Below are 24753 nucleotides of genomic sequence, written 5' to 3'. Positions count from 1 at the left end.
AGACGGATCGGCGCCTGCCGATCCCGCCCGTCGGACGGCCGCCCGGTCGAACCGGACCCGCCGGCTCCGGGGGCTTTTGGACGCGGCGGTGTCAGGGCGGCGTTAGGGTTCTGCCCCGAGGGCGTCGTGACCAGGGCGCGAGGGCGCCGTGACCCAGGGCGTGAGACGTGACCCAGGGCGCGGGAGAGTGTCGCGACCAGCGCGCGTGAGAAGGGGAATCGGGAACCGTGGACGTTACGTGGCCGGGCAACGAGCTCGAAGAGGTCCTCGCGGCCTCGCTCGGCAACCCCTCCGCCGGGGGCCGGCTCGTCGAGGTGCTCGGGCGGAGCCCCGTCTGGGTGCCGCTGCCCAACGGCGGCGGCCCGGAGAGCCGGGACCTCGATCTGCCCACGATGGAGATCGACGGACTCCCGTACGTCCCCGTCTTCAGCTCCGAGCAGCAGTTCCTCGCCTGCGTCGGCAGCCACATGTCCTTCACCGTCGCGCCCGCCCGTGACTTCGCCCGCGGCCTGCCCCCGCAGCTCGGCATCGCCGTGAACCCCGGCGGCACCGTCGGCGCCCCGCTGCCCCCGCCCGCCGTCGCCGAGCTCTGCCGCGTCGGCCGCACCCCGCTGGACGGCCCCGCGAGCGGCGGCCGGGTCCGGCTCTTCGAGCCCGACTGGCAGGACGACCCCGTCGACTTCCTCTCCGCCGCGGCCGCCGAGTTCGAGGCCACCGGCGTCGTCGTCTCCGCCCGCCGCGCCCTGGCCAGCGTCGAGGGCACCGAACCGGCCCTCTTCGTCGGCGTCGAGCTCGTCTCCTGGGACGGCGTCGACCGGAACGCGCCCCTCGACGCCCTCGGCCGCGCGCTCGGCCGGGTCGAGGTCGCCTGGCCGGTCAACCTCATCCTGCTCGACGTCGCGCAGGACCCGGTCGGCGACTGGATGCTGGAGCGGGTGCGCCCCTTCTATCAGCGGGCCTCCCGGTAACTAAGCTGGTTCGGTGGACGGAAGAGGGGCGGGAACCAGGGTGAGCGCGTCAGGCACCGCTGCGGCCGGACAGGCCGCCGGCGGACAGGTCGAGCACATGCTGCGCCAGGTGGCACCCGGACGCTACGACGCGTACGAGCAGCTGCTGCACGCCCTCGCCGACGGCAGCGTGTGGATGCTGCTCTGGCAGGGCGCGCCCGGCTCGCCCGAGGCCCAGTACGGGAACATGGAGGTCGACGGCTTCGGGTACGCCCCCTGCGTCACCTCCGCCCAGGAGCTCGCCGCCTCCGGCTGGAACCGCGCCCACGAGGTGGCCACCGGCATCGAGATCGCCCGCGCGCTGTACCCCGACCGCTGGGGCATCTGGCTCAACCCGCACGACGCGAACGGCGGCGTCGGCATCCCCTGGGCCGACCTCCGCCGGATCGCCACCGGTCTGGACCGGATGCCGGCCGGACCGCTGCGGCTCTCCGAACCCGCCCTGGAGATCCCCCAGTTCTACGCCCTGCTGACCCAGAACGCCCATCGCACCCCGTCCGTACGGGCGCTGCGCCGGGCCTGGGTGCAGCCCGCACTCGGCTCCCCGTACCTCGCCATCGGTCTCGACCTGTACGACACCTCCGCCGCCTCGGTCGAGGCGGTGCGGGCGATGATGCGCCAGTCGATCTCCGCCGTCCCCGACGGCCTGCCCGTCTCGACGGTCGCGATGTCCGACGCGTACGACCCCGTCGCGATGTGGCTGCGCGCCAACACGCGGCCGTTCTACGACCGCGACGCGCACGCCGCGCCCGCTGCCCCGAACGCCCCGAGTTACGGCTATCCCCCGGTCGCACCCCGGACGTACTGATACATCCGTTCTGTCACCCCAATTCACTCCCATACCAGAGGAGTTGGGGTACATGTCCGTTCTGGCCGATTAGCGGGTGAGATGGTCCGCTGACGCGATCACAGCGTCCGGATAACGGAAGGCAACGAACCGCATCACGGTTGAGCAAACATTCACCGTGAGGTCTGGCGGGTGATCGCGAACCCATTGAAGACTCCCCGGAACACCGGGCGTTCGGCCTCCTGGCCGGTGCCCCGCAGTTGTTCCACCAAGCCGCTACCCGCGGCGGGCAAGGGCCGGCTACCGGCGGCCGAGAGGGGTCCTCACCACGATGACGGCACCACTGCACGAGACGAGTGCGGCCGAGTCGACCGCCGCCGTCGACGCCGTGCCCGACGCGCCGCCCGGCAAGGCGATCGAGGGACGTTCCCCCTGGCAGATCGCCTGGCTGCGACTGAAGCGCGACAAGCTCGCGCTGGCCGGCGGCGCGATCGTGATCTTCCTGGTCATCGTCGCGATCTTCGCGCCCGTCATCGTGGGCCTGCTCGGCCACCCGCCGGACGAGTTCCACGAGGACCAGATCGACCCGCTGTTCGGCACCCCGATCGGCGCCTACGGCGGCATCAACGGCGACTTCCTCCTCGGCGTCGAGCCGGTCAACGGCCGCGACGTCTTCAGCCGCATCGTCTACGGGGCCCGCATCTCGCTGCTCGTCGCGTTCCTCGCGGCGATGTTCGCGGTCGTCCTCGGCACGATCCTCGGCATCGTCGCCGGCTACTTCGGCGGCTGGATCGACGCGGCGCTCAGCCGGGTCATGGACGTCATGCTCGCCTTCCCGCAGCTGCTCTTCACCATCGCCCTGGTCTCCGTGCTCCCCAACGAGCTGCTGGGCTTCTCCGGTTCGGGGGTCCGCATCGGTGCGCTGGTGATCGTGATCGGCTTCTTCGGCTGGCCGTACGTCGGCCGGATCGTCCGCGGCCAGACCCTGTCGCTGCGTGAGCGCGAGTACGTGGAGGCCGCCCGCAGCCTGGGCGCCGGCCGCCTCTACATCCTGCGCCGGGAGCTGCTGCCCAACCTGATCGCCCCGATCATGGTCTACGCGACCCTCATGATCCCCACCAACATCCTCACCGAAGCGGCCCTCAGCTTCCTCGGCGCGGGTGTGAAGCCGCCCACCGCTTCCTGGGGCCAGATGCTGTCGACGGCCATCTCCACCTACGAGTCGGACCCCCTGTTCATGGTGATCCCCGGCCTCGCGATCTTCATCACCGTTCTGGCGTTCAACCTCTTCGGCGACGGCGTGCGAGACGCGCTCGACCCGAAGGCCGCTCGCTGAGCACCCGCACCCGCCAGCCCGCACGCCCGCACAGACCCGCCCCTGCCGCAGGTGACAGGAGGCAATCAACACCGGCGGACCGTCCCTGACGGCCGCCACTATCCGGAGGTTGCGAGACCATGACTCTGAACAGCTCATCGCGGCGCAGAATCGCCGCGGGCGCGCTGCTCGCCGCGGCCACGATGGTCGTCACCACCGCCTGTGGCGGCGGCAGCGGCGACGGTGACAAGGGCACGACCGGCGCGCCTGGCTTCAACGCCGCCGTGAACAAGGTCGCCAACGCCTCCGACAAGAAGGGCGGCGAGCTGAAGTTCATCGGCTCGCAGGAGGCCGACTCGTGGGACCCGCAGCGCGGCTACTACGGCTTCGTGTGGGACTTCGCCCGCTACTACACGCGCCAGCTGGTCACCTACAAGGCCGAGCCGGGCGCCGCCTCCACCGAGCTGGTCCCCGACCTCGCCACCGACGCCGGCAAGATCTCGGCCGACGGCCTGACCTACACCTTCACGCTGAAGGACGGGGTCACCTGGGAGGACGGCAAGCCGATCACCTCCAAGGACATCAAGTACGGCATCGAGCGCATCTGGGCCCAGGACGTCATCTCCGGCGGCCCGATCTACCTCCAGCAGGTCCTCGACCCCAAGGGCGAGTACAAGGGTCCCTACAAGGACACCACCCCGGACAAGCTCGGCCTGAAGGCGATCGAGACCCCGGACGACAAGACCATCATCTTCAAGCTGCCGGTCGCCAACGGTGACTTCCTGCAGATGCTGGCCATGCCCGCCGCCTCCCCGGTCCGCCAGGACAAGGACACCAAGGCCCAGTACGGCCTGAAGCCCTTCTCCTCCGGCCCGTACAAGTGGCAGTCGTACACCCCCAACAAGTCGATGCTGCTCGTCCGCAACGACAAGTGGGACGCCAAGACGGACACCGTCCGCAAGGCGCTGCCGGACAAGATCAGCGTCAAGTTCACCACCAACGCCGACGACATGGACAACCGTCTGGTCGAGGGCGAGTACGACCTCGACCTCAACGCCACCGGCGTCGGCGCGGCGGCCCGCGCCAAGGTGCTCCAGCAGCACAAGGGGAACGCGGACAACCCGCAGACCGGCTTCATCCGCTACGCGGTCTTCCCGCAGACGGTCATCGACAACGTCGAGTGCCGCAAGGCGATCATCTACGCGGCCGACTCCAAGTCCCTCCAGACCGCGCGTGGCGGCCCGCAGGCCGGTGGCGACATCGCCACCAACATGCTGCCGCCGGCGATCAAGGGTGCCGACCCGAAGGCCGACCCGTACGGCAAGCTGGCCGGCAAGCCGGACATCGCCAAGGCCAAGGAGGCCCTGGCCAAGTGCGGTAAGCCGAACGGCTTCAAGACCACGATCGCGGTCCGCAACAACAAGAAGATCGAGATCGCGACCGCCGAGTCCCTCCAGCAGTCGCTGAAGGCCGTCGGCATCGACGCCCAGATCGACCTGTTCGACGGCGCCCAGACCTCCGGCATCATCGGTTCGCCGAAGGTGGTCAAGGACAAGGGCTACGGCATCATCATCATGGGCTGGGGCGCCGACTTCCCGACCGGCCAGGGCTTCCTGCAGCCGCTCGTCGACGGCCGCTTCATCCTGCAGAGCGGTAACAACAACTTCTCTGAGCTGAACGACCCGGCCATCAACGGCCTGTTCGACCAGGCGCTGAAGGAGACGGACCCGGTCAAGGCCGGCGAGCTCTACAAGCAGATCAACACCAAGGTCTCCGACGCCGCGGTCTACCTGCCCTTCACCCACGAGAAGAACATCATCTGGCGCTCCTCGCGACTGACCAACGTCTACACGGCCGACGCCTACAACGGCCGCTACGACTACGCGTCGCTCGGCGTCATGAAGTAAGTCCCGTCTCCATCCACCCGCTCCAACGGCGCACCACCCGCCGCTAGGTCCGAAGGGCAGGTGATGGCCGCGCACGGCGGCCGGGGAACCTGATCGGGATCCCCGGCCGCCGGTCGGCCGACCGCATGCTTGCATATATCGTCCGACGGCTTTTCGCCGTCGTAGTGATGCTGATGGTCGTCACCCTGGTGACGCTCAGCATCTTCTTCCTCATCCCCAAGATGACCGGCAGCGACCCTGCCGCGATGTTCGTCGGCAAGCAGGCGGATCCGGCTTCCATCGAAGCTGTCCGGCAGAAGCTGGGCCTGGACGAGCCGATCCTGGTGCAGTTCTGGCACTTCGTCTCCGGAATCTTCGTCGGCCGCGACTACGTCGGCGGAGGCAGCACCATCCACTGCGCGGCACCCTGCTTCGGCTACTCGTTCCGTACCGAGCAGGACGTCTCCACGATGCTGGTGGACGCCTTCCCCATCACCCTCTCCATGGTCATCGGCGCCGCCGCGCTGTGGCTGCTCATGGGCGTCACCACCGGTGTGGTCTCCGCGCTCAAGCGGGGCACGGCCGTGGACCGGGCCGCGATGTTCACCGCGCTCGCCGGTGTCTCGCTCCCCATCTTCTTCACCGGCATGCTGTCGATGTTCGTCTTCCGCACCCAACTGGGCTGGCTCAACGCCTCGTACGTGCCGATCAGCGAGTCCTTCGGCAGCTGGTTCGGCGGACTGCTGCTGCCCTGGGTCACCCTCGCCTTCCTGTACGCGGCGATGTACGCGCGGCTCACCCGCGCCACCATGCTGGAGGTCCTCGGCGAGGACTACATCCGTACGGCACGGGCCAAGGGCCTGCCGGAGCGGGTCGTGCTCGGCAAGCACGCCATGCGCTCCACGATGACCCCCATCCTGACCATCTTCGGCATGGACCTCGGCGCCCTCGTCGGCGGCGCGATCCTGACCGAGAGCACGTTCAACCTCCAGGGCCTCGGCTGGATGGCCATCAAGGGAGTGACCGAGCGCGACCTGCCGCTGATCCTGGCGGTCACGCTCATCACAGCGACCTGTGTCGTCATCGCCAACCTCGTGGTGGACCTTCTGTACGCGGTGATCGACCCCCGAGTGAGGCTCGCATGACGGACAAGCTGACCAAGACCGGCGCGGCCCTGGGAGAACCGGTCGCGTCCGGGAACGCCCCGTCCGACGCCTTCCTCGACGTCCGCGACCTGAAGATCCACTTCCCGACCGACGACGGCCTGGTCAAGTCCGTCGACGGGCTCAGCTTCCAGCTGGAGAAGGGCAAGACCCTCGGCATCGTGGGCGAGTCCGGCTCGGGCAAGTCGGTGACCTCGCTCGGCATCATGGGCCTGCACACGGTCGGCCAGTACGGCCGGCAGAAGGCGCGGATCTCCGGCGAGATCTGGCTGAACGGCCGTGAGCTGCTCTCGGCCGACCCCGAAGAGGTGCGCCGGCTGCGCGGCCGCGACATGGCGATGATCTTCCAGGACCCGCTGTCCGCGATGCACCCGTACTACACGGTCGGCGCGCAGATCGTGGAGGCGTACCGGGTCCATCACCCGGTCGACAAGAAGACCGCCAAGAAGCGGGCCGTCGAACTCCTCGACCGGGTCGGCATCCCCGAGCCGGCCAAGCGCTTCGACAACTACCCGCACGAGTTCTCCGGCGGTATGCGCCAGCGCGCGATGATCGCGATGGCGCTGGTCAACAACCCCGAACTGCTCATCGCGGACGAGCCGACCACTGCGCTCGACGTGACCGTGCAGGCGCAGATCCTCGACCTGATCCGGGACCTGCAGAAGGAGTTCGGCTCCGCGGTCGTCATCATCACGCACGACCTCGGCGTCGTCGCCGAGGTCGCCGACGACATCCTCGTGATGTACGGCGGGCGGTGCGTGGAGCGCGGACCGGCCGAGGCGGTCTTCTACGAGCCCCAGCACCCCTACACCTGGGGCCTGCTCGGCTCGATGCCGCGGATCGACCGGGAGCAGACCGAGCGGCTCATCCCGGTGAAGGGCAACCCGCCCAGCCTGATCAACGTGCCCAGCGGTTGTGCGTTCAACCCGCGATGCCCGTACGCGGACGTGCCCAAGGGCGGCATCACGCGCACGGAGCGCCCCGAGCTGCGTGAGGCGGGGAGCCGCCACCACTCCGCGTGCCACATGTCGCAGGAGGAGCGGACCCGGATCTGGACCGAAGAGATTGCGCCGAAGCTGTGAGCGACAACAAGAGCCTCAAGAGCACTGAACCTCTTCTCAAGGTCAACGGCCTGGTGAAGCACTTCCCGATCAAGAAGGGGCTGCTGCAGCGCCAGGTCGGGGCGGTCAAGGCGGTCGACGGCATCGACTTCGAGGTGCTTCCGGGCGAGACGCTGGGCGTGGTCGGCGAGTCGGGCTGCGGCAAGTCGACGATGGGCCGGCTGATCACGCGGCTGCTCGAACCGACGGGCGGCACGGTCGAGTTCGAGGGGGTGGACGTCTCGCACCTCGGTGTGGCCAAGATGCGTCCGCTGCGCCGCGACATCCAGATGATCTTCCAGGACCCGTACGGCTCGCTGAACCCGCGCCACACGGTGGGCTCGATCATCTCGGCCCCGTTCCGCCTCCAGGGCGTGGAGCCGGAAGGCGGCGTCAAGAAGGAAGTCCAGCGCCTCCTGGGCCTGGTCGGCCTGAACCCGGAGCACTACAACCGCTACCCGCACGAGTTCTCGGGCGGTCAGCGCCAGCGCATCGGCATCGCGCGGGCGCTCGCCCTGAAGCCGAAGCTGGTCGTGGCCGACGAGCCGGTCTCGGCGCTCGACGTCTCGATCCAGGCGCAGGTGGTGAACCTCCTGGACGACCTCCAGGAGGAGCTGGGCCTCACGTACGTGATCATCGCCCACGACCTGTCGGTGATCCGGCACGTCTCGGACCGGATCGCGGTGATGTACCTCGGCAAGATCGTGGAGCTCGCGGACCGCAAGTCCCTGTACGAGTCCCCGATGCACCCGTACACCCGCGCCCTGATGTCGGCGGTCCCGATCCCGGACCCCCGCCGCAAGGGCGCGAAGAGCGAGCGCATCCTCCTCAAGGGCGACGTCCCCTCCCCGATCGCCCCACCCCCGGGCTGCCGCTTCCACACCCGCTGCTGGAAGGCGACGGAGGTCTGCAAGACGCAGGAACCTCCTCTGCTGGAACTCCGCCCGGGCCAGCGGGTGGCCTGCCACCACCCGGAGAACGCGGAGGGCGTGACGGTGCCGTCGGCGCGGGAGTCGGTGGAGGTGTCGATCACGAAGCGGGACGCCACCGACGAGCCGGGGGCGCCGGCCGAGGCGGCCGAGGCGCCGGCGAAGGGCGCCGAGGCGCCGGCCGAGCAGCCGGAGCCCACGGCGAAGGACGCCGTCGCGAAGGCGGAGGCCGCCGCCGAGCCCGACGAGCCGGAGGCCCCGGCGACGGACGCCCCCTCCGAGGGCGACGCGCCCAAGGCGTAGCACCTACGCGAGGCCCCCGCTGCCGTAAGGCATGGGGGCCTCGTGCTGGGGGCGCGGCCAACGGGCACCGCCCTCGTGGGTTGTGCCCACCCGTTCCGCCCCGCGGAACGATTGCCCACAACGGTTCGCGGCGGCCAGCGGCGCGAAGCTGCCGCACGGCGGGGGGTTCGGGGCGGAGCCCCGGGTCCCGTCAGGTTTCGGGAAGGGGTGGGGTGGGGGAGTCCCACCCCACCCCTTCCCGCGCCGCCGCGTCCGCAGGTGAGGCCTCGTCTGCCCCGCGGCGCGAAGCTGCCGCAACGCAGGGGGTTCGGGGCGGAGCCCCCGGTCCCGTCAGGGTTTCGGGAAGGGGTGGGGTGGGGGAATCCCCCCGCCGCCTAACAGCGCGACGTGGCCGCACCCGTACTCGGGGCGAAGCCCCAGGCCCCCGCCCCCCCCGCGACGCGAGGCGCAGGGGCCGACGTGTGGGAGCCCCACGCCAACGGGGGCGCCCCGCCCTCGCCGCCGCCCCGCAGGGACCCGTCACAATGGGCGCCGTGTTCCACGATCTGTTCACCCCCTCCGTACAACACGCCCTCGACCTCGTCGGCATCTTCGTCTTCGCCATCTCCGGCGCCCTCCTCGCCGTCCGCAAGAACTTCGACGTCTTCGGCATCGCCGTCCTCGCCGAGGTCACCGCCCTCGGCGGCGGCCTCCTCCGCGACCTGATCATCGGCGCCGTACCCCCCGCCGCCTTCACCGACCTCGGCTACTTCCTCATGCCGCTCGTCGCCACGGTCCTCGTCTTCTTCCTCCACCCCGAAGTGGAGCGCACCCAGACCGCCGTCAACGTCTTCGACGCCGCCGGCCTCGGCCTCTTCGCCGTCACCGGCACCATCAAGGCGTACGAGTACGGCCTCGGCCTCACCTCCTCCGCCGCCCTCGGTCTCGCGACCGCCGTCGGTGGCGGCGTCCTGCGCGACGTCCTCGCCAACGAGGTCCCCTCCCTCCTCCGCTGGGACCGCGACCTCTACGCCGTGCCCGCCATCGTCGGCGCCACGATGGTCGTCCTCTGCATCCGCTTCGACGTCCTCAACGCGTACACCAGCGGCGTGGCCGTCACCACGGCCTTCGTTCTGCGTCTCCTCGCGATGCGCTACCACTGGCGCGCCCCCCGCGCCTGGAACCGCCGTTCCTCCGCCCGCGAAGAGCCCGAAAAAGCTACCGCTCAGTAGCATCCTGTTGTACGGTCGGAGCCATGAGCACGAGCATCGAGACGACGACGGTCAGCGCGGACGCCAGCGAGTTCGACCGCGACACCGCCGTCACCCTCCGCGCCCCCGGCGTGTACGACGCCGACCTCTCCGCCGGCTGGACGATCATCAGCGCCGTCAACGGCGGCTACCTCCTCGCCCTGCTCGGCCGCGCCCTCGGCGACCACCTCCCGCACCCGGACCCGTTCACGATCTCGGCGCACTACCTCACGCCCTCCGTGCCCGGCCCCGCCGTGATCCGTACGGAGACCGTCCGCACCGGCCGCACGCTCTCCACCGGTCAGGCGTCCCTCTTCCAGTACGCCGAGGACGGCACCGAGGTCGAGCGCATCCGCGTCCTCGCCTCCTACGGCGACCTCGACGCGCTGCCCGACGACGTCCGCACCTCCGCCACACCGCCCGCCATCGCGCCGATCGAGCAGTGCTTCGGCCCCTCCGACGGCCCGCGGCCCCCGATCCCCGGCTCCAGTGCCATCACCGAGCGCCTCGACATCAAGCTCGACCCGGCCACCATCGGCTGGGCGATCGGCGCGCCCTCGGGCAAGGGCGAGATGCGCGGCTGGTTCGGCCTCGCCGACGGCCGCGAGCCCGACGCGCTCTCCCTGCTCCTCACCGTCGACGCCCTGCCGCCGACCTCCTTCGAGCTGGGCCTCAAGGGCTGGACCCCGACCGTCGAGCTGACGACCCACGTCCGCTGCCGCCCGGCCCCCGGCCCGCTGCGGGTCTCCATCACCACCCGTAACCTCGCCGGCGGCTTCCTGGAGGAGGACGCCGAGGTCTGGGACAGCGCGGACCGCCTCGTGGCCCAGTCCCGCCAACTCGCCCGCGCCCCGCGCAGCTGACGGCCGACGAGTCCCGCACCCCGGCCGGCCGTGGACCTGGACGTCCTCGACCGGGCCGTTTCGCCGACCGGGTCGACCGGGTCGACCGGGTCGACCGGGCCGACCGGGCCGAACTGCTCGACGACCCGTCGAGACCCGCCCCGCCGAGATCCCGGTCAGGCCCCCAGGACGAAGTCCTAGGGGCAGGGCGGGCACACCCCACGGCCCCGGCGCCCTCGCCGCTCCGTCCACGCCCCGGGGGCGCGAACCGGTCACGCCCCTGGAGGCTCGTAGAATCAAGGCACCATGGCTTACCTCGACCACGCCGCGACCACGCCCATGCTCCCCGAGGCGATCGAGGCGATGACCGCCCAGCTCGCCGCCACGGGCAACGCCTCCTCCCTGCACGCGGCCGGGCGGCGCGCTCGGCGGACCGTCGAGGAGGCGCGCGAGACCCTGGCCGCCGCCCTGGGCGCGCGGCCCAGCGAGGTCGTCTTCACCTCCGGCGGCACCGAGGCCGACAACCTCGCCGTCAAGGGCCTGTACTGGGCCCGCCGCGACGCCGACCCGACAGGCACCCGCACCCGCGTCCTCACCAGCCCCGTCGAGCATCACGCGGTCCTCGACGCCGTCGACTGGCTGGCCACGCACGAAGGCGCCACCGTCGAGTACCTGCCCGTCGACCGGTACGGCCGCGTCCACCCGGACGCGCTGCGCGAGGCCATCGCCCGCGAGCCGGAGTCCGTCGCGCTCGCCACCGTCATGTGGGCGAACAACGAGATCGGCACCGTCATGCCGGTACGCGAACTCGCCGACGTCGCCCGTGAGTTCGACGTCCCTCTGCACGCCGACGCGGTCCAGGCCTTCGGCCAGGTCCCGGTCGACTTCGACGCCTCCGGCCTCGCCGCCCTGACCGTCTCCGGCCACAAGATCGGCGGCCCCTACGGCATCGGCGCGCTGCTCCTGGGCCGTGAGTACAGCCCGGTACCCGTCCTGCACGGCGGCGGCCAGGAGCGCCATGTCCGCTCCGGCACCCTGGACGTGCCCGCCATCGCCGCGTTCGCCGTCGCCGGCCGGCTCGCCGACGAGCGGCGCGAGGGGTTCGCCCGCGAGATCGGGGCGCTGCGCGACGAGCTGGTCTCGGCCGTCCGCGCGGCCGTCCCCGACGCGATCCTCGGCGGCGACCCGGTCGGCCGGCTCCCCGCAAACGCCCACTTCACCTTCCCCGGCTGCGAGGGCGACTCCCTGCTCCTGCTCCTCGACGCCCAGGGCATCCAGTGCTCCACCGGCTCCGCGTGCACCGCGGGCGTCGCGCAGCCCAGCCACGTCCTGCTCGCCACCGGCACCGACCCGGACCTCGCCCGGGGCACCCTGCGCTTCACCCTCGGCCACACCTCCACCAAGGAGGACGTGGCCGCGGTGGCCGAGGCCATCGGCCCGGCGGTGGAACGGGCGCGGACCGCAGGCCTCACGTGAGGGTCCTGGTGAGGTCCTACTGAGGGCCTACTGAGGTCCTACGCGGGCTTCTTCGATGCCTCCCGTACCAGCTTCATGTACCGGTCCCAGTCCCAGTGCGGACCCGGGTCCGTGTGGTCGGACCCGGGCACCTCGACGTGCCCGATGATGTGCTCCCGGTCGACGGGTATCCCGTACCGGGCACAGATCCCGGCCGTCAGCCGGGCCGAGGACGCGTACATCGCCGCCGTGAAGCCCTGCGGCCGGTCGACGAAGCCCTCGTGCTCGATGCCGACGCTCCGCTCGTTCATGTCCCGGGTCCCGGCGTGGAAGGCCACGTCGAGCTCGCGGATCATCTGCGCCACATGGCCGTCCTTCCGGACGACGTAGTGCGTGGCGGCGCCGTGTCCCGGGTTCTTGAAGACCTTCAGGGCGGTCGCGTAGCTGCCCTGGACGACGTGGATCACGACCCGGTCGATCGTGAAGTCGGCCGGGCGGTCGGCCCGCCGCCAGTTCGCCCGCGAGGCCGCCGTCCAGTCGGCACCCTTGTGATCGAGCTCGCCCTCGACCCGGTCCTTCTCGGTCCCCGGCAGCCGCCACCAGGCACGCGCCAGCTCGTCGCGGGCCAGCGCCGCCGTACCCAGGACGGCCGCGCCGCCGCCGAGCAGGACGGCTCGCCGCCCCACCCCCCGCTTCTTCTCGCTCCCCATGTCGGAGACAACGCTTACTCGAGCGACCGTGGTTCCCGCAGCCCCGTACCCTGGTAGGGCTATGACTCAGACTCCGCCGCAGCGCCCCCTCCGCGTCCTCGCCGCCATGTCCGGCGGCGTGGACTCCGCCGTCGCCGCCGCCCGCGCCGCCGAAGCCGGGCACGACGTGACCGGCGTCCACCTCGCGCTCTCCGCGAACCCGCAGTCCTTCCGTACCGGTGCGCGCGGCTGCTGCACCATCGAGGACTCGCGTGACGCCCGCCGGGCGGCCGACGTCATCGGCATCCCCTTCTACGTCTGGGACCTCGCCGAGCGCTTCCGCGAGGACGTCGTCGACGACTTCGTCGCGGAGTACGAGGCGGGCCGCACCCCCAACCCGTGCCTGCGCTGCAACGAGAAGATCAAGTTCGCGGCGCTGCTCGACAAGGCGCTCGCGCTCGGCTTCGACGCGGTCTGCACCGGCCACTACGCCACGGTCGTGCTGAACGAGGACGGTTCGCGCGAGCTGCACCGGGCCTCCGACATGGCCAAGGACCAGTCGTACGTCCTCGGTGTCCTGGACGAGAAGCAGCTCGCCCACGCGATGTTCCCGCTGGGCGACACGCTCACCACCAAGGACGAGATCCGGGCGGAGGCGGAGCGCCGGGGTCTGGCCGTCGCCAAGAAGCCCGACTCGCACGACATCTGCTTCATCGCCGACGGCGACACCCAGGGCTTCCTGGCCTCCCGGCTCGGCCGGGCGGAGGGCGACATCGTCGACGAGTCGGGTACGAAGGTGGGCACCCACGAGGGTGCGTACGGCTTCACCATCGGCCAGCGCAAGGGCCTGCGGATCGGCCACCCGGCGCCGGACGGGAAGCCGCGCTACGTCCTGGACATCTCGCCCGTGAACAACACGGTCACGGTCGGCCCGGCCGAGGCGCTCGACGTCACCGGCCTGACGGCGATCAAGCCCCGCTGGTGCGGCACGGCCCCGGAGGGCTCCGGCCGCTACACCGCCCAGCTGCGCGCCCACGGCGGCGAGACGGCGGTGACGGCCGCACTGGAGGACGGCGAGCTCACGGTCACCTTCGACGAGCCGGTCCGCGGCGTGGCCCCGGGCCAGGCGATCGTGCTGTACGACGGCACGCGCGTGGTGGGCTCGGCGACGATCGCGACGACGGTACGACGTACGGCGGAGGCGCCCGCGCTCTGACGCGGAGGCGGGGCGGCTTTGTGTCTGGCCCGGGCCCACTCCCGTAACTCATCGGCGTGACACGGAACTTGTCGAAAGAACCGTGAAATCCGAGGTCAGGGAGAGGCCACAGATACGGTGTGGCCCATGAACATCTGCGTCTTCCTCTCCGCCGCCGACCTCGACGAGCGCTACACCGCCCCCGCCCGCGACTTCGCCGAACGCCTCGGCAAGGCGGGCCACACGCTCGTGTGGGGAGGCTCCGACGTCGGTCTGATGAAGGTCGTCGCGGACGGCGTGGAGGAGGCGGGCGGCCGGCTCGTCGGTGTCTCCGTCGACTTCCTCGCCGCCAGGGCCCGGCCCGGCGCGGACGAGATGGTCATCGCCAAGGACCTCGCCGAGCGGAAGGCGCTGCTCCTGGCCAAGTCCGACGCGATCGTGGTCATGGTCGGCGGCACGGGCACCCTCGACGAGGCCACCGAGGTCCTGGAGCTGAGGAAGCACGGCAAGCACACGAAGCCGGTGGTCCTGCTGAACACGGCCGGGTTCTACGACGGCCTGAAGGCCCAGTTCCACCGCATGGAGGACGAGGGCTTCCTGCCGCTCCCCCTCACCGACCTGGTCTTCTTCGCGGAGGACGGTGTGTCCGCTCTCGCCTACCTGGAGGCGTCCGCCGGCGCGCGGTGATGCGAGCATGGTGCCCATGGCTACTCATGTGATCACCGGGGCAGGTTCCGGCATCGGCGCGGCGGTCGCGCGGCGGCTGCACGCGCGCGGGGACGAGCTCGTGCTGCATGTGCGCGATGCCGGGCGTGCCAAGGAGCTTGCCGGGGCGTTTCCGGGGGCCAGGACCCTCGTCGGCGATCTCGCCGACCCCGACCGTCTCTCCTGGGCGTTCTCGCACCAGAGCATGCCCGAGCGGGTCGACACGCTCCTGCACATCGCGGGCGTGGTCGAGCTCGGGCCCGTCGGTGAGCTCACCCCCAAGACCTGGCGTCAGCAGCTCAACGTCAACCTGATCGCCCCTGCCGAGCTGACCCGGCACTTCCTGCCCCAGCTGCGGGTCTCCCAGGGCCACGTGGTCTTCGTCAACTCCGGCGCCGGGCTGAACGCCCACGCCGAGTGGAGCGCGTACGCCGCCTCCAAGCACGGGCTGAAGGCGCTCGCCGACTCCCTGCGTCACGAGGAGCACGGCAACGGGGTGCGGGTGACCTCGGTCTACCCGGGCCGTACCGCCAGCCCGATGCAGGAGAAGGTCCACGCGCAGGAGGGCAAGGAGTACGACCCCTCCAAGTGGATCGACCCCGAGTCCGTCGCGACGACGATCCTGACGGCCATCGATCTGCCGCGCGACGCGGAGATCAACGACGTGACCGTCCGGCCGGGGCGGTAGGACCGTGACAGAGAGCCAGAAGACAGAGAGCCAGACGTTCGTCTGGGGGCCCGCCACCGGCGTCGGCTCCCTGCCCGGCGGTGACGCACGGGAGGCGGCCAGGACCGTCAGCGGATCCTTCGAGGACTTCCCCTTCCTCGCCGAACTGCCCGCCCGCGGGCCCGGCGCCGACATGATCGGCCGGACCATCGGGCTGCTCGTCGAGATGTACGCGCACGTGGAGCCGAGCGGATGGCGGGTCAGCGACCGGCCCGGCCGTGACACCCGGCGCGCCCGCTCCTGGCTCGGCGAGGACCTCGACGCCCTGGAGGAGTTCACCCAGGGGTACGAAGGACCGCTCAAGGTCCAGGCCGTCGGCCCCTGGACGCTCGCCGCCGCCCTGGAGCTGCGCGGCGGTGAGGCCGCCCTCGGCGACCCCGGCGCCTGCCGGGACCTCGTCGGCTCCCTCGCCGAGGGCCTCCGCGCCCACCTGGACGAGCTCCGCAAGCGGATCCCCGGCGCCCGGCCCGTCCTCCAGCTCGACGAGCCCTCGCTGACGGCCGTCCTGCGCGGGCACGTCCGTACCGCCAGCGGCTACCGCACGTACCGGGCCGTCGACCGGCAGGTCGTCGAGAGCGCCCTGCGCGAGGTGTTCGCGGTCCACGACGGCCCGGTCGTCGTCCACTCCTGCGCCCCGGACGTGCCGTTCGGGCTGCTGCGGCGGGCCGGTGTCGACGGGGTCTCGTTCGACTTCGGTCTCCTCACCGAACGTGACGAGGAGCCGATCGGCGAGGCCGTGGAGGCGGGCACAAAGCTGTTCGCGGGCGTGGTGCCGTCCACCGACACGGCATTGTCAGACCCGGGCGGTAGCGTCATGGGTGTCAGGACGCTGTGGCGCAGGCTGGGGCTGAATCCGGGGACTCTCGCCGAGTCCGTCGTGGTCACCCCGACGTGCGGTCTCGCGGGCGCTTCGCCCGCGTACGCCCGCGCGGCGCTCGCCCACTGCGTCCGGGCGGCGAGATCGCTCGCGGACAACCCTGAGTGACGGGGTCAGAGGCAACGGGAGGACGAGTAACGGTGGCAGTCGAACAGGGGGCCCTGCCCGCCGAGGCACGGGAGAAGCACGCCGACCTGGCCGAGCAGGTCGAGGAGCACCGGTTCCGGTACTACGTGAAGGACCAGCCGGTCATCAGCGACGCCGAGTTCGACCGGCTCCTGCGCGCCCTGGAGGCGCTGGAGGAGGAGTACCCCGAGCTGCGCACGCCGGACTCGCCGACGCAGAAGGTCGCGGGGCAGTACGAGACCGAGTTCACCTCCGTCGAGCACCGCGAGCGGATGCTCTCCCTCGACAACGCCTTCGACGACCTGGAACTGGCCGCATGGGGCGATCGGGTCGCCCGTGACGTGGGCTCCTCCGACTACCACTTCCTCTGCGAGCTCAAGGTCGACGGCCTCGCCGTGAACCTCACGTACGAGCACGGCAGGCTGACCCGGGCCGCCACCCGCGGCGACGGCCGCGCGGGCGAGGACATCACGCCCAACGTGCGGACGATCGCGGAGATCCCGGACCGGCTGCGCGGCGACCGCATCCCGGGCTTCGTCGAGATCCGCGGCGAGGTCTACTTCCCGATGGAGGCGTTCGAGGGCCTGAACGCCCGGCTGGTCGAGGCGGGTGACAAGCCCTTCGCCAACCCGCGCAACGCGGCGGCCGGTTCGCTGCGCCAGAAGGATCCCAAGGTCACCGCGACCCGCCCGCTGCGCATGGTGGTCCACGGCATCGGAGCCCGTGAGGGCTTCGACATCGACCGCCTCAGCCAGGCCTACGGGCTGCTGCGCGAGTGGGGCCTGCCGACCGCCCAGCACAACAGGGTGGTGGGCTCGCTGGACGAGGTACGGGAGTTCATCGCGTACTTCGGCGAGCACCGGCACTCCGTGGAGCACGAGATCGACGGGGTCGTCGTCAAGCTGGACGAGATCCCGCTCCAGGGCCGGCTGGGCTCCACCGCGCGCGCCCCGCGCTGGGCGATCGCCTGGAAGTACGCGCCGGAGGAGGTCAACACCAAGCTGGTCGACATCAAGGTCGGCGTCGGCCGGACGGGCCGGGTCACTCCGTACGCGCAGGTGGAGCCGGTCACGGTCGCCGGTTCCGAGGTCGAGTTCGCCACGCTCCACAACCAGGAGGTGGTGAAGGCCAAGGGCGTGCTGATCGGTGACACGGTCGTGCTGCGCAAGGCCGGTGACGTCATCCCGGAGATCCTCGGCCCGGTCGCCGACCTGCGGGACGGCACCGAGCGGGAGTTCGTGATGCCCGCCGAGTGCCCTGAGTGCGGGACGCCGCTCAAGGCGATGAAGGTGGGCGACATCGATCTGCGCTGCCCCAACGCGCGGACGTGCCCCGCCCAGCTGCGTGAACGTCTCTTCTATCTGGCCGGCCGCGAGTGCCTGGACATCGAGAACTTCGGCTCGGTGGCCGCCGCGGCCCTGACCCGCCCGCTGGAGCCTGCCGAGCCGCCGCTCGTGGACGAGGGCGATCTCTTCGACCTCACCATCGAGCAACTGCTGCCCATCAAGGCGTACGTCCTCGACCCGGACAGCGGGCTGCCCAAGCGGGACCCGAAGACGGGCGAGGAGAAGGTCGTCACGGTCTTCGCCAACCAGAAGGGCGAGCCGAAGAAGAACGCGCTTGCGATGCTGGCGAACATCGAGGCGGCCAAGACGCGCCCGCTGGCCCGGTTCATCAACGGTCTGTCGATCCGTCACGTGGGGCCGGTGGCGGCCCAGGCGCTGGCGCGCGAGTTCCGTTCCCTGGAGCGGATCGAGCAGGCGAGCGAGGAGGAGCTGGCGGCCGTCGACGGGGTCGGCGGGATCATCGCGGCCGCGGTGAAGGACTGGTTCTCCGAGGAGTGGCACCGGGAGATCGTGCGCAAATGGCGTGCGGCCGGAGTCCGTTTCGAGGACGAGGGGGCCGGCGAGGAGCAGGGGCCGCGTCCGCTGGAGGGGCTGACGGTCGTGGTCACGGGCACTCTGGAGCACTTCACGAGGGATGGCGCAAAAGAGTCGCTCCAGAACCTCGGGGCGAAGGTGACCGGTTCCGTTTCGAAGAAGACCGACTTTGTGGTCGTCGGCGACAACCCCGGTTCCAAGTACGACAAGGCGATGCAGCTGAAGGTTCCGGTTCTGAACGAGGAGGGCTTCGCGGTGCTGCTCGCGGAGGGTCCCGACGCCGCTCGCGAGGCGGCTGTGCCGACCGACGGGTAGCCCACAGAACGTCACCCGTTCGGCGCATACCAGATCGTTACGGGTGGCCTGGTCGCATTCGGGCAAGAGATGGAGAGCGCTGCCCGTCGGAGCCCTCCGCGGCCTAGTGTTGAGACCGTGCGTCTGTCGCGCACGGCTGCGTGAGGGCTCTGCCGGCCGTGGCGGCATGACAACGGCCCACCGCGTTACAACGGCACCGCCGGCTGTGAGAGGGACGGAATGAAACCGACCGAGAGTGCCGCCGCCCCGGTCTCACGGCCGCGTGGCCGCACGGCCTGCGTGGCCCTCACCTCCGGGCTGCCCGGAGCCGTCCTTGGCGTCGCCGCCGTCGTGCTCGTCGCCGGGCTCTACCAGGCCGTGAGCACCGGCCACGGACTCTTCCCCGGCGGCGCCGAGGGCTGGTCCCTCGCCGTCCTCACCGGGCTCATCGTCGGACACCTGGTCGCCCTCGGCCGCGACCGCTGGTGGGGCGGCACCGGCTCCGGCGCCGCCCTCACCCTCGCCGTCCTGCTCCTCTACGGCTGGGTGCCCGCCGGACTCGTCTCCATGGCCGTCGTCGTCCTCGTCGGCGCGGCCCGCCGGCACCGCTGGCGCCAGGGCCTGCTGCACGGCGCCGTGGACGTCCTCGGCGTCGGCGCCGCCGCCCTGCTCCTCGCCGCCTTCGGAGACGTACCGACCGTCGAGAACCCCTGGCGGCCCCCCGACTGGGGGATCGCCGACGTACCGGAAGTGGCGCTCGCCGCCGGCACCTACCTTGTGGTGACCCGGCTCCTCCTGTGGTATGCCCTCTCGCCCCGGGGCGGCGGGCTGCCCACCGTCGCCCGCACCGCCCTCCTCCGGCAGGGCCTCGTCGCCGTCGCACTCCTCGGCATCGCCCCGCTGATCTGCGTCGTCGCCGTCTCCCAGCCGCTGCTGCTGCCGCTCTTCGCCGTCCCGCTCATCGCCCTCGACTCCACGCTCTGGATCGCCCGCGCCCGCGCCGAGGAGCAGCTGAAGGACCCGCTCACCGGGCTGCCGAACCGCCAGTGGCTCCTGGAGCGGGCCTGGAGCGCCCTGGAGCGCCCTGGAGGAGGCCGAGGGGGAGGGCGCCCGCTCCGCCCTCGTCCTGATCGACCTCGACCGTTTCCGATCGGTCAACGACACCCTGGGGCATCTCGCCGGAGACCGGCTGCTCCTCCAGATCGCCGAGCGGCTCAAGCTCGCCCTGCCGCGCGGGGCGGAGGCCGCGCGTCTCGGCGGCGACGAGTTCGCCGTCCTGCTCCCCACCGCCGACTCCACGACCAGCGCCCAGCGGGTCGCCCGCCACCTGGTCGCCGAGCTCTCCTCGCCGCTGGACCTCGACGGGCTCACCCTCGTCCTGGAGGCCAGCGCCGGCGTCGCCGTCTTCCCCGACCACGCGCTCGACGCCGAGGGCCTGCTGCGCCGGGCCGACGTCGCGATGTACCAGGCCAAGCGGGACCGTACGGGCGTCGAGGTGTACGAATCCAAGCGCGACTCCAACACCCCCGACCGGCTCGGTCTCCTCGGCGACCTGCGCCGCGCCCTGGACGCCGGCGAGGTCGAGCTCCACTACCAGCCCAAGGTCCGCTTCGACGGACAGGTCGCCGGCCTGGAGGCCCTGGTGCGCTGGGTGCACCCGGAGCGCGGCCGGGTCCCTCCCGACGAGTTCATCGCCATCGCCGAGTCGTCGGGCCTGATGCCCCACCTCACCGAGTACGTCCTGGAGACCGCGCTCGCGCAGGTCGCCCGGTGGCGCGCGCAAGGGTTGAACGTTCCTGTGGCCGTCAACGTCTCGCCCCGGGACGTCCACACCCCCGGCTTCGCCGGAGCGGTCGCCGCCCGCCTGGCCCGGCACGGCGTCCCGGCCGGAGCGCTCCAGCTGGAGATAACCGAGCACGTGCTCCTGGAGGACCCGCAGCGTGCCGCCGACACCATGGCCGGCCTGACCGGCCACGGCGTCAAGATGTCCCTGGATGACTTCGGCACCGGCTACTCCTCCCTCGTGCACCTGCGGCGCCTCCCGGTGAGCGAGCTGAAGATCGACCGCTCCTTCGTCGCCCGGCTCGCCGTCGACGCCGAGGACGCCGAGATCGTCCGCTGCACCCTGGACCTCGCCCACTCGCTCGGCCTGCTCGTGGTCGCCGAGGGCGTCGAGGACGACGAGACCTGGGAGCGCCTGCGGGACCTGGGCTGCGACGCCGTCCAGGGCTGGCTGGTCGCCGCCGCGATGCCGCCCGGCGAGACCACGGCCTGGCTGCGCGCCCGCGGCGAACACGGCTGGCGCCGCCCCTCCGAGGAGGCCGCGCTCCAGGCCGCCGAGGCGGCCGCGGCAGTGGACCTCGACCAGCCCTCAGGGCACGTGGTGCAGTAGCCCAGGGGCAGGCCCGGCGGCCAGCGCGGGGCAAACCGTTTCACGGGCAGCGGTGCGGGCCCCATAGGATTGGGCCAACACCATCAAACTCACCCCGTGAGGATCGCATGCCTGGCATCACGCGCGAGGAGGTCGCCCACCTCGCACGGCTGGCGCGTCTGGAGCTGAAGGGCGAAGAGCTCGATCACTTCGCCGGTCAGCTCGACGACATCATCGGCGCGGTCGCCCGCGTCTCCGAGGTCGCCGACCAAGACGTACCGCCGACCTCCCACCCGCTGCCGCTGACGAACGTCATGCGCGCGGACGAGGTCCGTCCGTCGCTCACCCCCGAGCAGGCGCTCTCCGGCGCCCCGGCCCAGGAGCAGCAGCGTTTCAAGGTGCCGCAGATCCTGGGGGAGGACTAATCACATGACGGAGAGCAACATCATCAAGCTCACGGCCGCCGAGATCGCCGCGAAGATCGCCTCCGGCGAGCTCACCGCCGTCGAGGTGACCGAGGCCCACCTCGCCCGGATCGAGGCGGTCGACGAGAAGGTCCACGCCTTCCTGCACGTCGACCGCGAGGGCGCCCTCGCCCAGGCCCGCGCCGTGGACGAGAAGCGCGCCAAGGGCGAGAAGCTCGGCCCGCTGGCCGGCGTCCCGCTCGCGCTCAAGGACATCTTCACCACCGTCGGCGTGCCGACGACCGTCGGTTCGAAGATCCTCGAAGGCTGGATCCCGCCGTACGACGCGACCCTGGTGAAGAACCTCAAGGCCGCCGACGTCGTCATCCTCGGCAAGACCAACATGGACGAGTTCGCCATGGGGTCCTCCACCGAGAACAGCGCGTACGGCCCCACCGGCAACCCCTGGGACCTGACCCGGATCCCCGGCGGCTCCGGCGGTGGCTCCTCCGCCGCACTCGCCGCGTACGAGGCCCCGCTCGCCATCGGCACGGACACCGGCGGTTCGATCCGCCAGCCCGCCGCCGTCACCGGCACCGTCGGCGTCAAGCCGACCTACGGCGGTGTCTCCCGCTTCGGCATGGTGGCCTTCTCCTCCTCCCTCGACCAGGGCGGCCCCTGCGCCCGTACGGTCCTGGACGCGGCCCTGCTCCACGAGGCCATCGCCGGGCACGACCCGCTGGACTCGACCTCCATCGACGCCCCGGTCCCGCCGGTCGTCGAGGCGGCCCGCAACGGCTCCGTCGCCGGCATGCGCGTCGGTGTCGTCAAGCAGTTCCGCGGCGAGGGCTACCAGGCCGGTGTCGTGCAGCGCTTCGACGAGTCCGTCGAGCTCCTCAAGGAGCTGGGCGCCGAGATCGTCGAGCTGGACTGCCCGACCTTCGACCTCGCCCTTTCGGCGTACTACCTGATCGCGCCGTCCGAGTGCTCCTCCAACCTCGCGCGCTTCGACGCCATGCGCTACGGCCTGCGCGTCGGCGACGACGGCACCCGGTCGGCCGAGGACGTCACCGCCCTCACCCGTGAGGCCGGCTTCGGCGACGAGGTCAAGCGCCGCATCATCCTCGGTACGTACGCGCTGAGCTCCGGCTACTACGACGCGTACTACGGCTCGGCGCAGAAGGTCCGGACCCTCATCACGCGCGAGTTCGAGCAGGCCTTCGAGCAGGTGGACGTGATCGTCTCCCCGACGACCCCGACCACCGCCTTCCCGATCGGCGAGCGCGCCGACGACCCGATGGCGATGTACCTCGCGGACCTGTGCACCATTCCGACCAACCTGGCCGGCAACGCCGCCATGTCGCTGCCCTGCGGCCTCGCGCCGGAGGACGGCCTGCCGGTCGGGCTGCAGATCATCGCCCCCGCCATGAAGGACGACCGGCTGTACAAGGTCGGCGCCGCCGTCGAGGCCGCCTTCGTGGAAAGGTGGGGTCACCCGCTCCTTGAGGAGGCTCCGTCGCTGTGAGTGCCATGGCAAAGAAGGCCAAGAACTTCAAGAAGTCGAAGACCGGCGTCTACATGTCGCTGGCCAGCACCGCATTCGGCGCGATCAGTGTCGCGAAGCAGGCCAAGCTGGCCCGCAACGAGAACGACACCCTGCGGCTGATCGACGCCGCCGTGTCCGCCGCCGCCATCGTTACCGGCCTGGCGATCCTCTACCGGGAGCTGAAGCGCCTGGGCGACGACGACGTCCTGCTGGGCTGAGAGGGAAAGTCTCACCGTGACCGTCACTGAACTGCTGTCGTACGAGGCGGCGATCGCCGAGTACGACCCCGTCATGGGCCTCGAGGTCCATGTCGAACTGGGTACGAAGACGAAGATGTTCTGCGGCTGCTCCACGGAGCTGGGCGCGGACGCCAACTCGCAGACCTGCCCGACCTGTCTCGGCCTGCCCGGCTCGCTCCCGGTCGTCAACGCGATCGGCGTCGAGTCGGCGATCAAGATCGGTCTCGCGCTGAACTGCGAGATCGCCGAGTGGTGCCGCTTCGCCCGGAAGAACTACTTCTATCCGGACATGCCGAAGAACTTCCAGACCTCGCAGTACGACGAGCCGATCGCCTACAACGGCTATCTGGACGTCCAGCTGGAGGACGGGGAGATCTTCCGCGTGGAGATCGAGCGCGCCCACATGGAGGAGGACACCGGCAAGTCGACGCACATCGGCGGCGCGACGGGCCGTATCCAGGGTGCCTCGCACTCGCTGCTCGACTACAACCGGGCCGGTATCCCGCTCATCGAGATCGTCACCAAGCCGATCGAGGGCGCGGGCGAGCGGGCCCCCGAGGTCGCCAAGGCGTACGTCACCGAGCTGCGCGAGCTGATCCGTGCCCTCGGGGTCTCCGAGGCGCGGATGGACAAGGGCCAGATGCGCTGCGACGTGAACCTGTCGCTGCGCAGGCACGGCGCCGAGTTCGGCACGCGCTCCGAGACGAAGAACGTCAACTCGCTCCGTTCCGTGGAGCGAGCCTGCCGTTACGAGATCCAGCGGCACGCCGCGATCCTGGAGGCCGGCGGCACGGTCGTGCAGGAGACCCGTCACTTCCACGAGGACGACGGCTCCACCACCTCCGGCCGGATCAAGGACAACGCCGAGGACTACCGGTACTTCCCGGAGCCCGACCTCGTCCCCGTCGCCCCCTCGCGCGAGTGGGTCGAGCAACTGCGCGCCGGACTGCCCGAGCTGCCGCGCGTGCGCCGCAACCGGCTCCGTGAGGAGTGGGGTGTGTCGGAGCACGACATGCAGTCGATCCTCAACGCGGGCGCGGTCGACCTGATCGTCGCGACCACGGAGGCCGGTGCTCCGGCGGACCAGGCCCGCAAGTGGTGGATGGGCGAGCTGTCCCGTGCCGCCAACGAGTCGGGCAAGACCCTGGACGAGCTGCCGATCACCCCGGCGCAGGTCGCCCGGGTGACCGAGCTGGTGGCCTCCGGCGACCTCACCGACAAGCTGGCCCGCCAGGTCATCGAGGGCGTACTCGCCGGCGAGGGCGGCCCGGACGTGGTCGTCGAGAAGCGCGGCCTGACGGTCGTCTCCGACGAGGGCGCGCTCGGCACGGCGGTCGACGAGGCCATCGCGGCCAACGCGGCCATCGCCGACAAGATCCGCGGCGGCAAGGTCGCGGCGGTCGGCGCCTTGGTCGGCTCGGTCATGAAGGCCACCCGCGGCCAGGCCGACGCGGCGCGCGTGAAGGAGCTCATCCTGGAGCGCCTGGGCGTCTCCGAGGGCTGATCCTCTGGATCGCTTACGAGTACGAGGGCGGCCCGCACCGGAGTGTTCCGGTGCGGGCCGCCTCGTCCCGTTCGGGCACCGCCGGCGCGGGGGCCACGCCGCCCTCGCCCCGTTCGGGCACCGCCGGCGCGGAGGCCGCGCCGCCCTCGCCCCGCTGGCGCGGGGGCCGCGTCCCCGGGG

20 protein-coding genes and 1 pseudogene are annotated in these 24753 nt (G+C 71.2%); 20 read left to right on the top strand and 1 reads right to left on the bottom strand.

The annotated features are described in order from the left end of the window. The first annotated feature begins 227 nt into the window (after positions 1–227). From ACZ4VI_RS20630 to ACZ4VI_RS20585, 10 genes are all read left to right on the top strand, one after another. Positions 228–968, top strand: coding sequence for an enhanced serine sensitivity protein SseB (locus ACZ4VI_RS20630; RefSeq protein ID WP_468001031.1), 741 nt, complete (start codon positions 228–230; stop codon positions 966–968). A gap of 40 nt (positions 969–1008) precedes the next feature. Continuing rightward, entirely contained in the window at positions 1009–1815 is an 807-nt protein-coding gene (locus ACZ4VI_RS20625; RefSeq protein ID WP_468001029.1) for an enhanced serine sensitivity protein SseB C-terminal domain-containing protein, read from the top strand. A 310-nt stretch (positions 1816–2125) separates the two neighbouring features. Then, positions 2126–3130, top strand: a complete 1005-nt coding sequence (locus ACZ4VI_RS20620) for an ABC transporter permease (RefSeq protein WP_468001027.1) — start codon at positions 2126–2128, stop codon at positions 3128–3130. Positions 3131–3249: 119 nt separating this feature from the next. Further along, positions 3250–5016 carry an ABC transporter substrate-binding protein gene (locus ACZ4VI_RS20615; protein ID WP_468001025.1) on the top strand — a complete coding sequence of 589 codons (1767 nt, stop codon included), beginning with the start codon at positions 3250–3252 and terminating at the stop codon, positions 5014–5016. A gap of 125 nt (positions 5017–5141) precedes the next feature. Next, positions 5142–6140 carry an ABC transporter permease gene (locus tag ACZ4VI_RS20610; RefSeq protein WP_468001023.1) on the top strand — a complete coding sequence of 333 codons (999 nt, stop codon included), beginning with the start codon at positions 5142–5144 and terminating at the stop codon, positions 6138–6140. Next, on the top strand, positions 6137–7240 hold the full coding sequence (locus ACZ4VI_RS20605; protein WP_468001022.1) for an ABC transporter ATP-binding protein: 1104 nt from the start codon (positions 6137–6139) through the stop codon (positions 7238–7240). Before ACZ4VI_RS20610 ends, ACZ4VI_RS20605 begins: the two co-directional genes overlap by 4 nt. After that, complete coding sequence (locus ACZ4VI_RS20600; protein ID WP_468001021.1) at positions 7237–8490, top strand: ABC transporter ATP-binding protein; 1254 nt, start codon at positions 7237–7239, stop codon at positions 8488–8490. The genes ACZ4VI_RS20605 and ACZ4VI_RS20600 overlap by 4 nt, the downstream gene beginning before the upstream one ends. A 533-nt stretch (positions 8491–9023) precedes the next feature. Beyond that, a complete protein-coding gene (locus tag ACZ4VI_RS20595; protein WP_468001020.1) occupies positions 9024–9701 on the top strand; it encodes a trimeric intracellular cation channel family protein in 678 nt (225 codons plus the stop codon). A 23-nt stretch (positions 9702–9724) separates the two neighbouring features. Further along, positions 9725–10582 (top strand): thioesterase family protein, encoded by an 858-nt coding sequence (locus ACZ4VI_RS20590; RefSeq protein ID WP_468001019.1) that lies wholly within the window; start codon positions 9725–9727, stop codon positions 10580–10582. A 285-nt stretch (positions 10583–10867) separates the two neighbouring features. Further along, positions 10868–12037, top strand: coding sequence for a cysteine desulfurase family protein (locus ACZ4VI_RS20585; RefSeq protein WP_468001018.1), 1170 nt, complete (start codon positions 10868–10870; stop codon positions 12035–12037). Between the two features lie 38 nt (positions 12038–12075). Here ACZ4VI_RS20585 and ACZ4VI_RS20580 read toward each other — a convergent pair whose 3' ends face one another. Then, the gene (locus ACZ4VI_RS20580; protein WP_468001017.1) at positions 12076–12726 is read right to left on the bottom strand and encodes an N-acetylmuramoyl-L-alanine amidase; all 651 of its coding nucleotides are present in this window, start codon (positions 12724–12726) and stop codon (positions 12076–12078) included. 61 nt (positions 12727–12787) lie between these two features. On the opposite strand from ACZ4VI_RS20580, the gene mnmA reads away from it, so the two are divergent. From mnmA to gatB, 10 genes and pseudogenes are all read left to right on the top strand, one after another. Next, positions 12788–13921: a tRNA 2-thiouridine(34) synthase MnmA gene (mnmA, locus tag ACZ4VI_RS20575; RefSeq protein WP_468001016.1), complete on the top strand. Its 1134-nt coding sequence runs from the start codon at positions 12788–12790 to the stop codon at positions 13919–13921. 126 nt (positions 13922–14047) lie between these two features. Further along, entirely contained in the window at positions 14048–14587 is a 540-nt protein-coding gene (locus tag ACZ4VI_RS20570; RefSeq protein ID WP_468001015.1) for an LOG family protein, read from the top strand. Positions 14588–14594: 7 nt separating this feature from the next. Continuing rightward, the gene (locus tag ACZ4VI_RS20565; protein WP_468001013.1) at positions 14595–15293 is read left to right on the top strand and encodes an SDR family oxidoreductase; all 699 of its coding nucleotides are present in this window, start codon (positions 14595–14597) and stop codon (positions 15291–15293) included. A gap of 4 nt (positions 15294–15297) precedes the next feature. Further along, complete coding sequence (locus tag ACZ4VI_RS20560; protein WP_468001011.1) at positions 15298–16317, top strand: methionine synthase; 1020 nt, start codon at positions 15298–15300, stop codon at positions 16315–16317. Positions 16318–16349: 32 nt separating this feature from the next. Further along, a complete protein-coding gene (gene ligA, locus ACZ4VI_RS20555) occupies positions 16350–18530 on the top strand; it encodes an NAD-dependent DNA ligase LigA (RefSeq protein WP_468001009.1) in 2181 nt (726 codons plus the stop codon). A gap of 219 nt (positions 18531–18749) precedes the next feature. Then, positions 18750–20901 (top strand): annotated as a pseudogene (locus ACZ4VI_RS20550) (putative bifunctional diguanylate cyclase/phosphodiesterase). Positions 20902–21008: 107 nt separating this feature from the next. Further along, complete coding sequence (gatC, locus tag ACZ4VI_RS20545; RefSeq protein ID WP_015036350.1) at positions 21009–21305, top strand: Asp-tRNA(Asn)/Glu-tRNA(Gln) amidotransferase subunit GatC; 297 nt, start codon at positions 21009–21011, stop codon at positions 21303–21305. 4 nt (positions 21306–21309) lie between these two features. Further along, positions 21310–22809 carry an Asp-tRNA(Asn)/Glu-tRNA(Gln) amidotransferase subunit GatA gene (gatA, locus tag ACZ4VI_RS20540; RefSeq protein ID WP_468001007.1) on the top strand — a complete coding sequence of 500 codons (1500 nt, stop codon included), beginning with the start codon at positions 21310–21312 and terminating at the stop codon, positions 22807–22809. A 5-nt stretch (positions 22810–22814) separates the two neighbouring features. Beyond that, positions 22815–23048, top strand: a complete 234-nt coding sequence (locus tag ACZ4VI_RS20535) for a hypothetical protein (RefSeq protein WP_468001164.1) — start codon at positions 22815–22817, stop codon at positions 23046–23048. Between the two features lie 16 nt (positions 23049–23064). Continuing rightward, positions 23065–24573 carry an Asp-tRNA(Asn)/Glu-tRNA(Gln) amidotransferase subunit GatB gene (gatB, locus tag ACZ4VI_RS20530; protein ID WP_468001006.1) on the top strand — a complete coding sequence of 503 codons (1509 nt, stop codon included), beginning with the start codon at positions 23065–23067 and terminating at the stop codon, positions 24571–24573. The last annotated feature ends 180 nt before the right edge of the window (positions 24574–24753 follow it).

The organism is Streptomyces sp. NPDC029169 (genome assembly GCF_055563935.1).
The sequence above is the reverse complement of the archived record's forward strand: the minus strand, read 5'-3'. Positions and strand labels throughout refer to the sequence as shown.

What these genes read in the sequence shown, in the direction of transcription:
- ACZ4VI_RS20620 (WP_468001027.1), top strand. Translation starts at nt 2,126, where the DNA reads ATGACGGCACCACTGCACGAGACGAGTGCGGCCGAGTCGACCGCCGCC.
- ACZ4VI_RS20615 (WP_468001025.1), top strand. Translation starts at nt 3,250, where the DNA reads ATGACTCTGAACAGCTCATCGCGGCGCAGAATCGCCGCGGGCGCGCTG.
- ACZ4VI_RS20610 (WP_468001023.1), top strand. Translation starts at nt 5,142, where the DNA reads ATGCTTGCATATATCGTCCGACGGCTTTTCGCCGTCGTAGTGATGCTG.
- ACZ4VI_RS20605 (WP_468001022.1), top strand. Translation starts at nt 6,137, where the DNA reads ATGACGGACAAGCTGACCAAGACCGGCGCGGCCCTGGGAGAACCGGTC.
- ACZ4VI_RS20590 (WP_468001019.1), top strand. Translation starts at nt 9,725, where the DNA reads ATGAGCACGAGCATCGAGACGACGACGGTCAGCGCGGACGCCAGCGAG.
- ACZ4VI_RS20585 (WP_468001018.1), top strand. Translation starts at nt 10,868, where the DNA reads ATGGCTTACCTCGACCACGCCGCGACCACGCCCATGCTCCCCGAGGCG.
- ACZ4VI_RS20580 (WP_468001017.1), bottom strand. Translation starts at nt 12,726, where the DNA reads ATGGGGAGCGAGAAGAAGCGGGGGGTGGGGCGGCGAGCCGTCCTGCTC.
- mnmA (WP_468001016.1), top strand. Translation starts at nt 12,788, where the DNA reads ATGACTCAGACTCCGCCGCAGCGCCCCCTCCGCGTCCTCGCCGCCATG.
- ACZ4VI_RS20570 (WP_468001015.1), top strand. Translation starts at nt 14,048, where the DNA reads ATGAACATCTGCGTCTTCCTCTCCGCCGCCGACCTCGACGAGCGCTAC.
- ACZ4VI_RS20565 (WP_468001013.1), top strand. Translation starts at nt 14,595, where the DNA reads ATGGTGCCCATGGCTACTCATGTGATCACCGGGGCAGGTTCCGGCATC.
- gatC (WP_015036350.1), top strand. Translation starts at nt 21,009, where the DNA reads ATGCCTGGCATCACGCGCGAGGAGGTCGCCCACCTCGCACGGCTGGCG.
- gatA (WP_468001007.1), top strand. Translation starts at nt 21,310, where the DNA reads ATGACGGAGAGCAACATCATCAAGCTCACGGCCGCCGAGATCGCCGCG.
- ACZ4VI_RS20535 (WP_468001164.1), top strand. Translation starts at nt 22,815, where the DNA reads ATGGCAAAGAAGGCCAAGAACTTCAAGAAGTCGAAGACCGGCGTCTAC.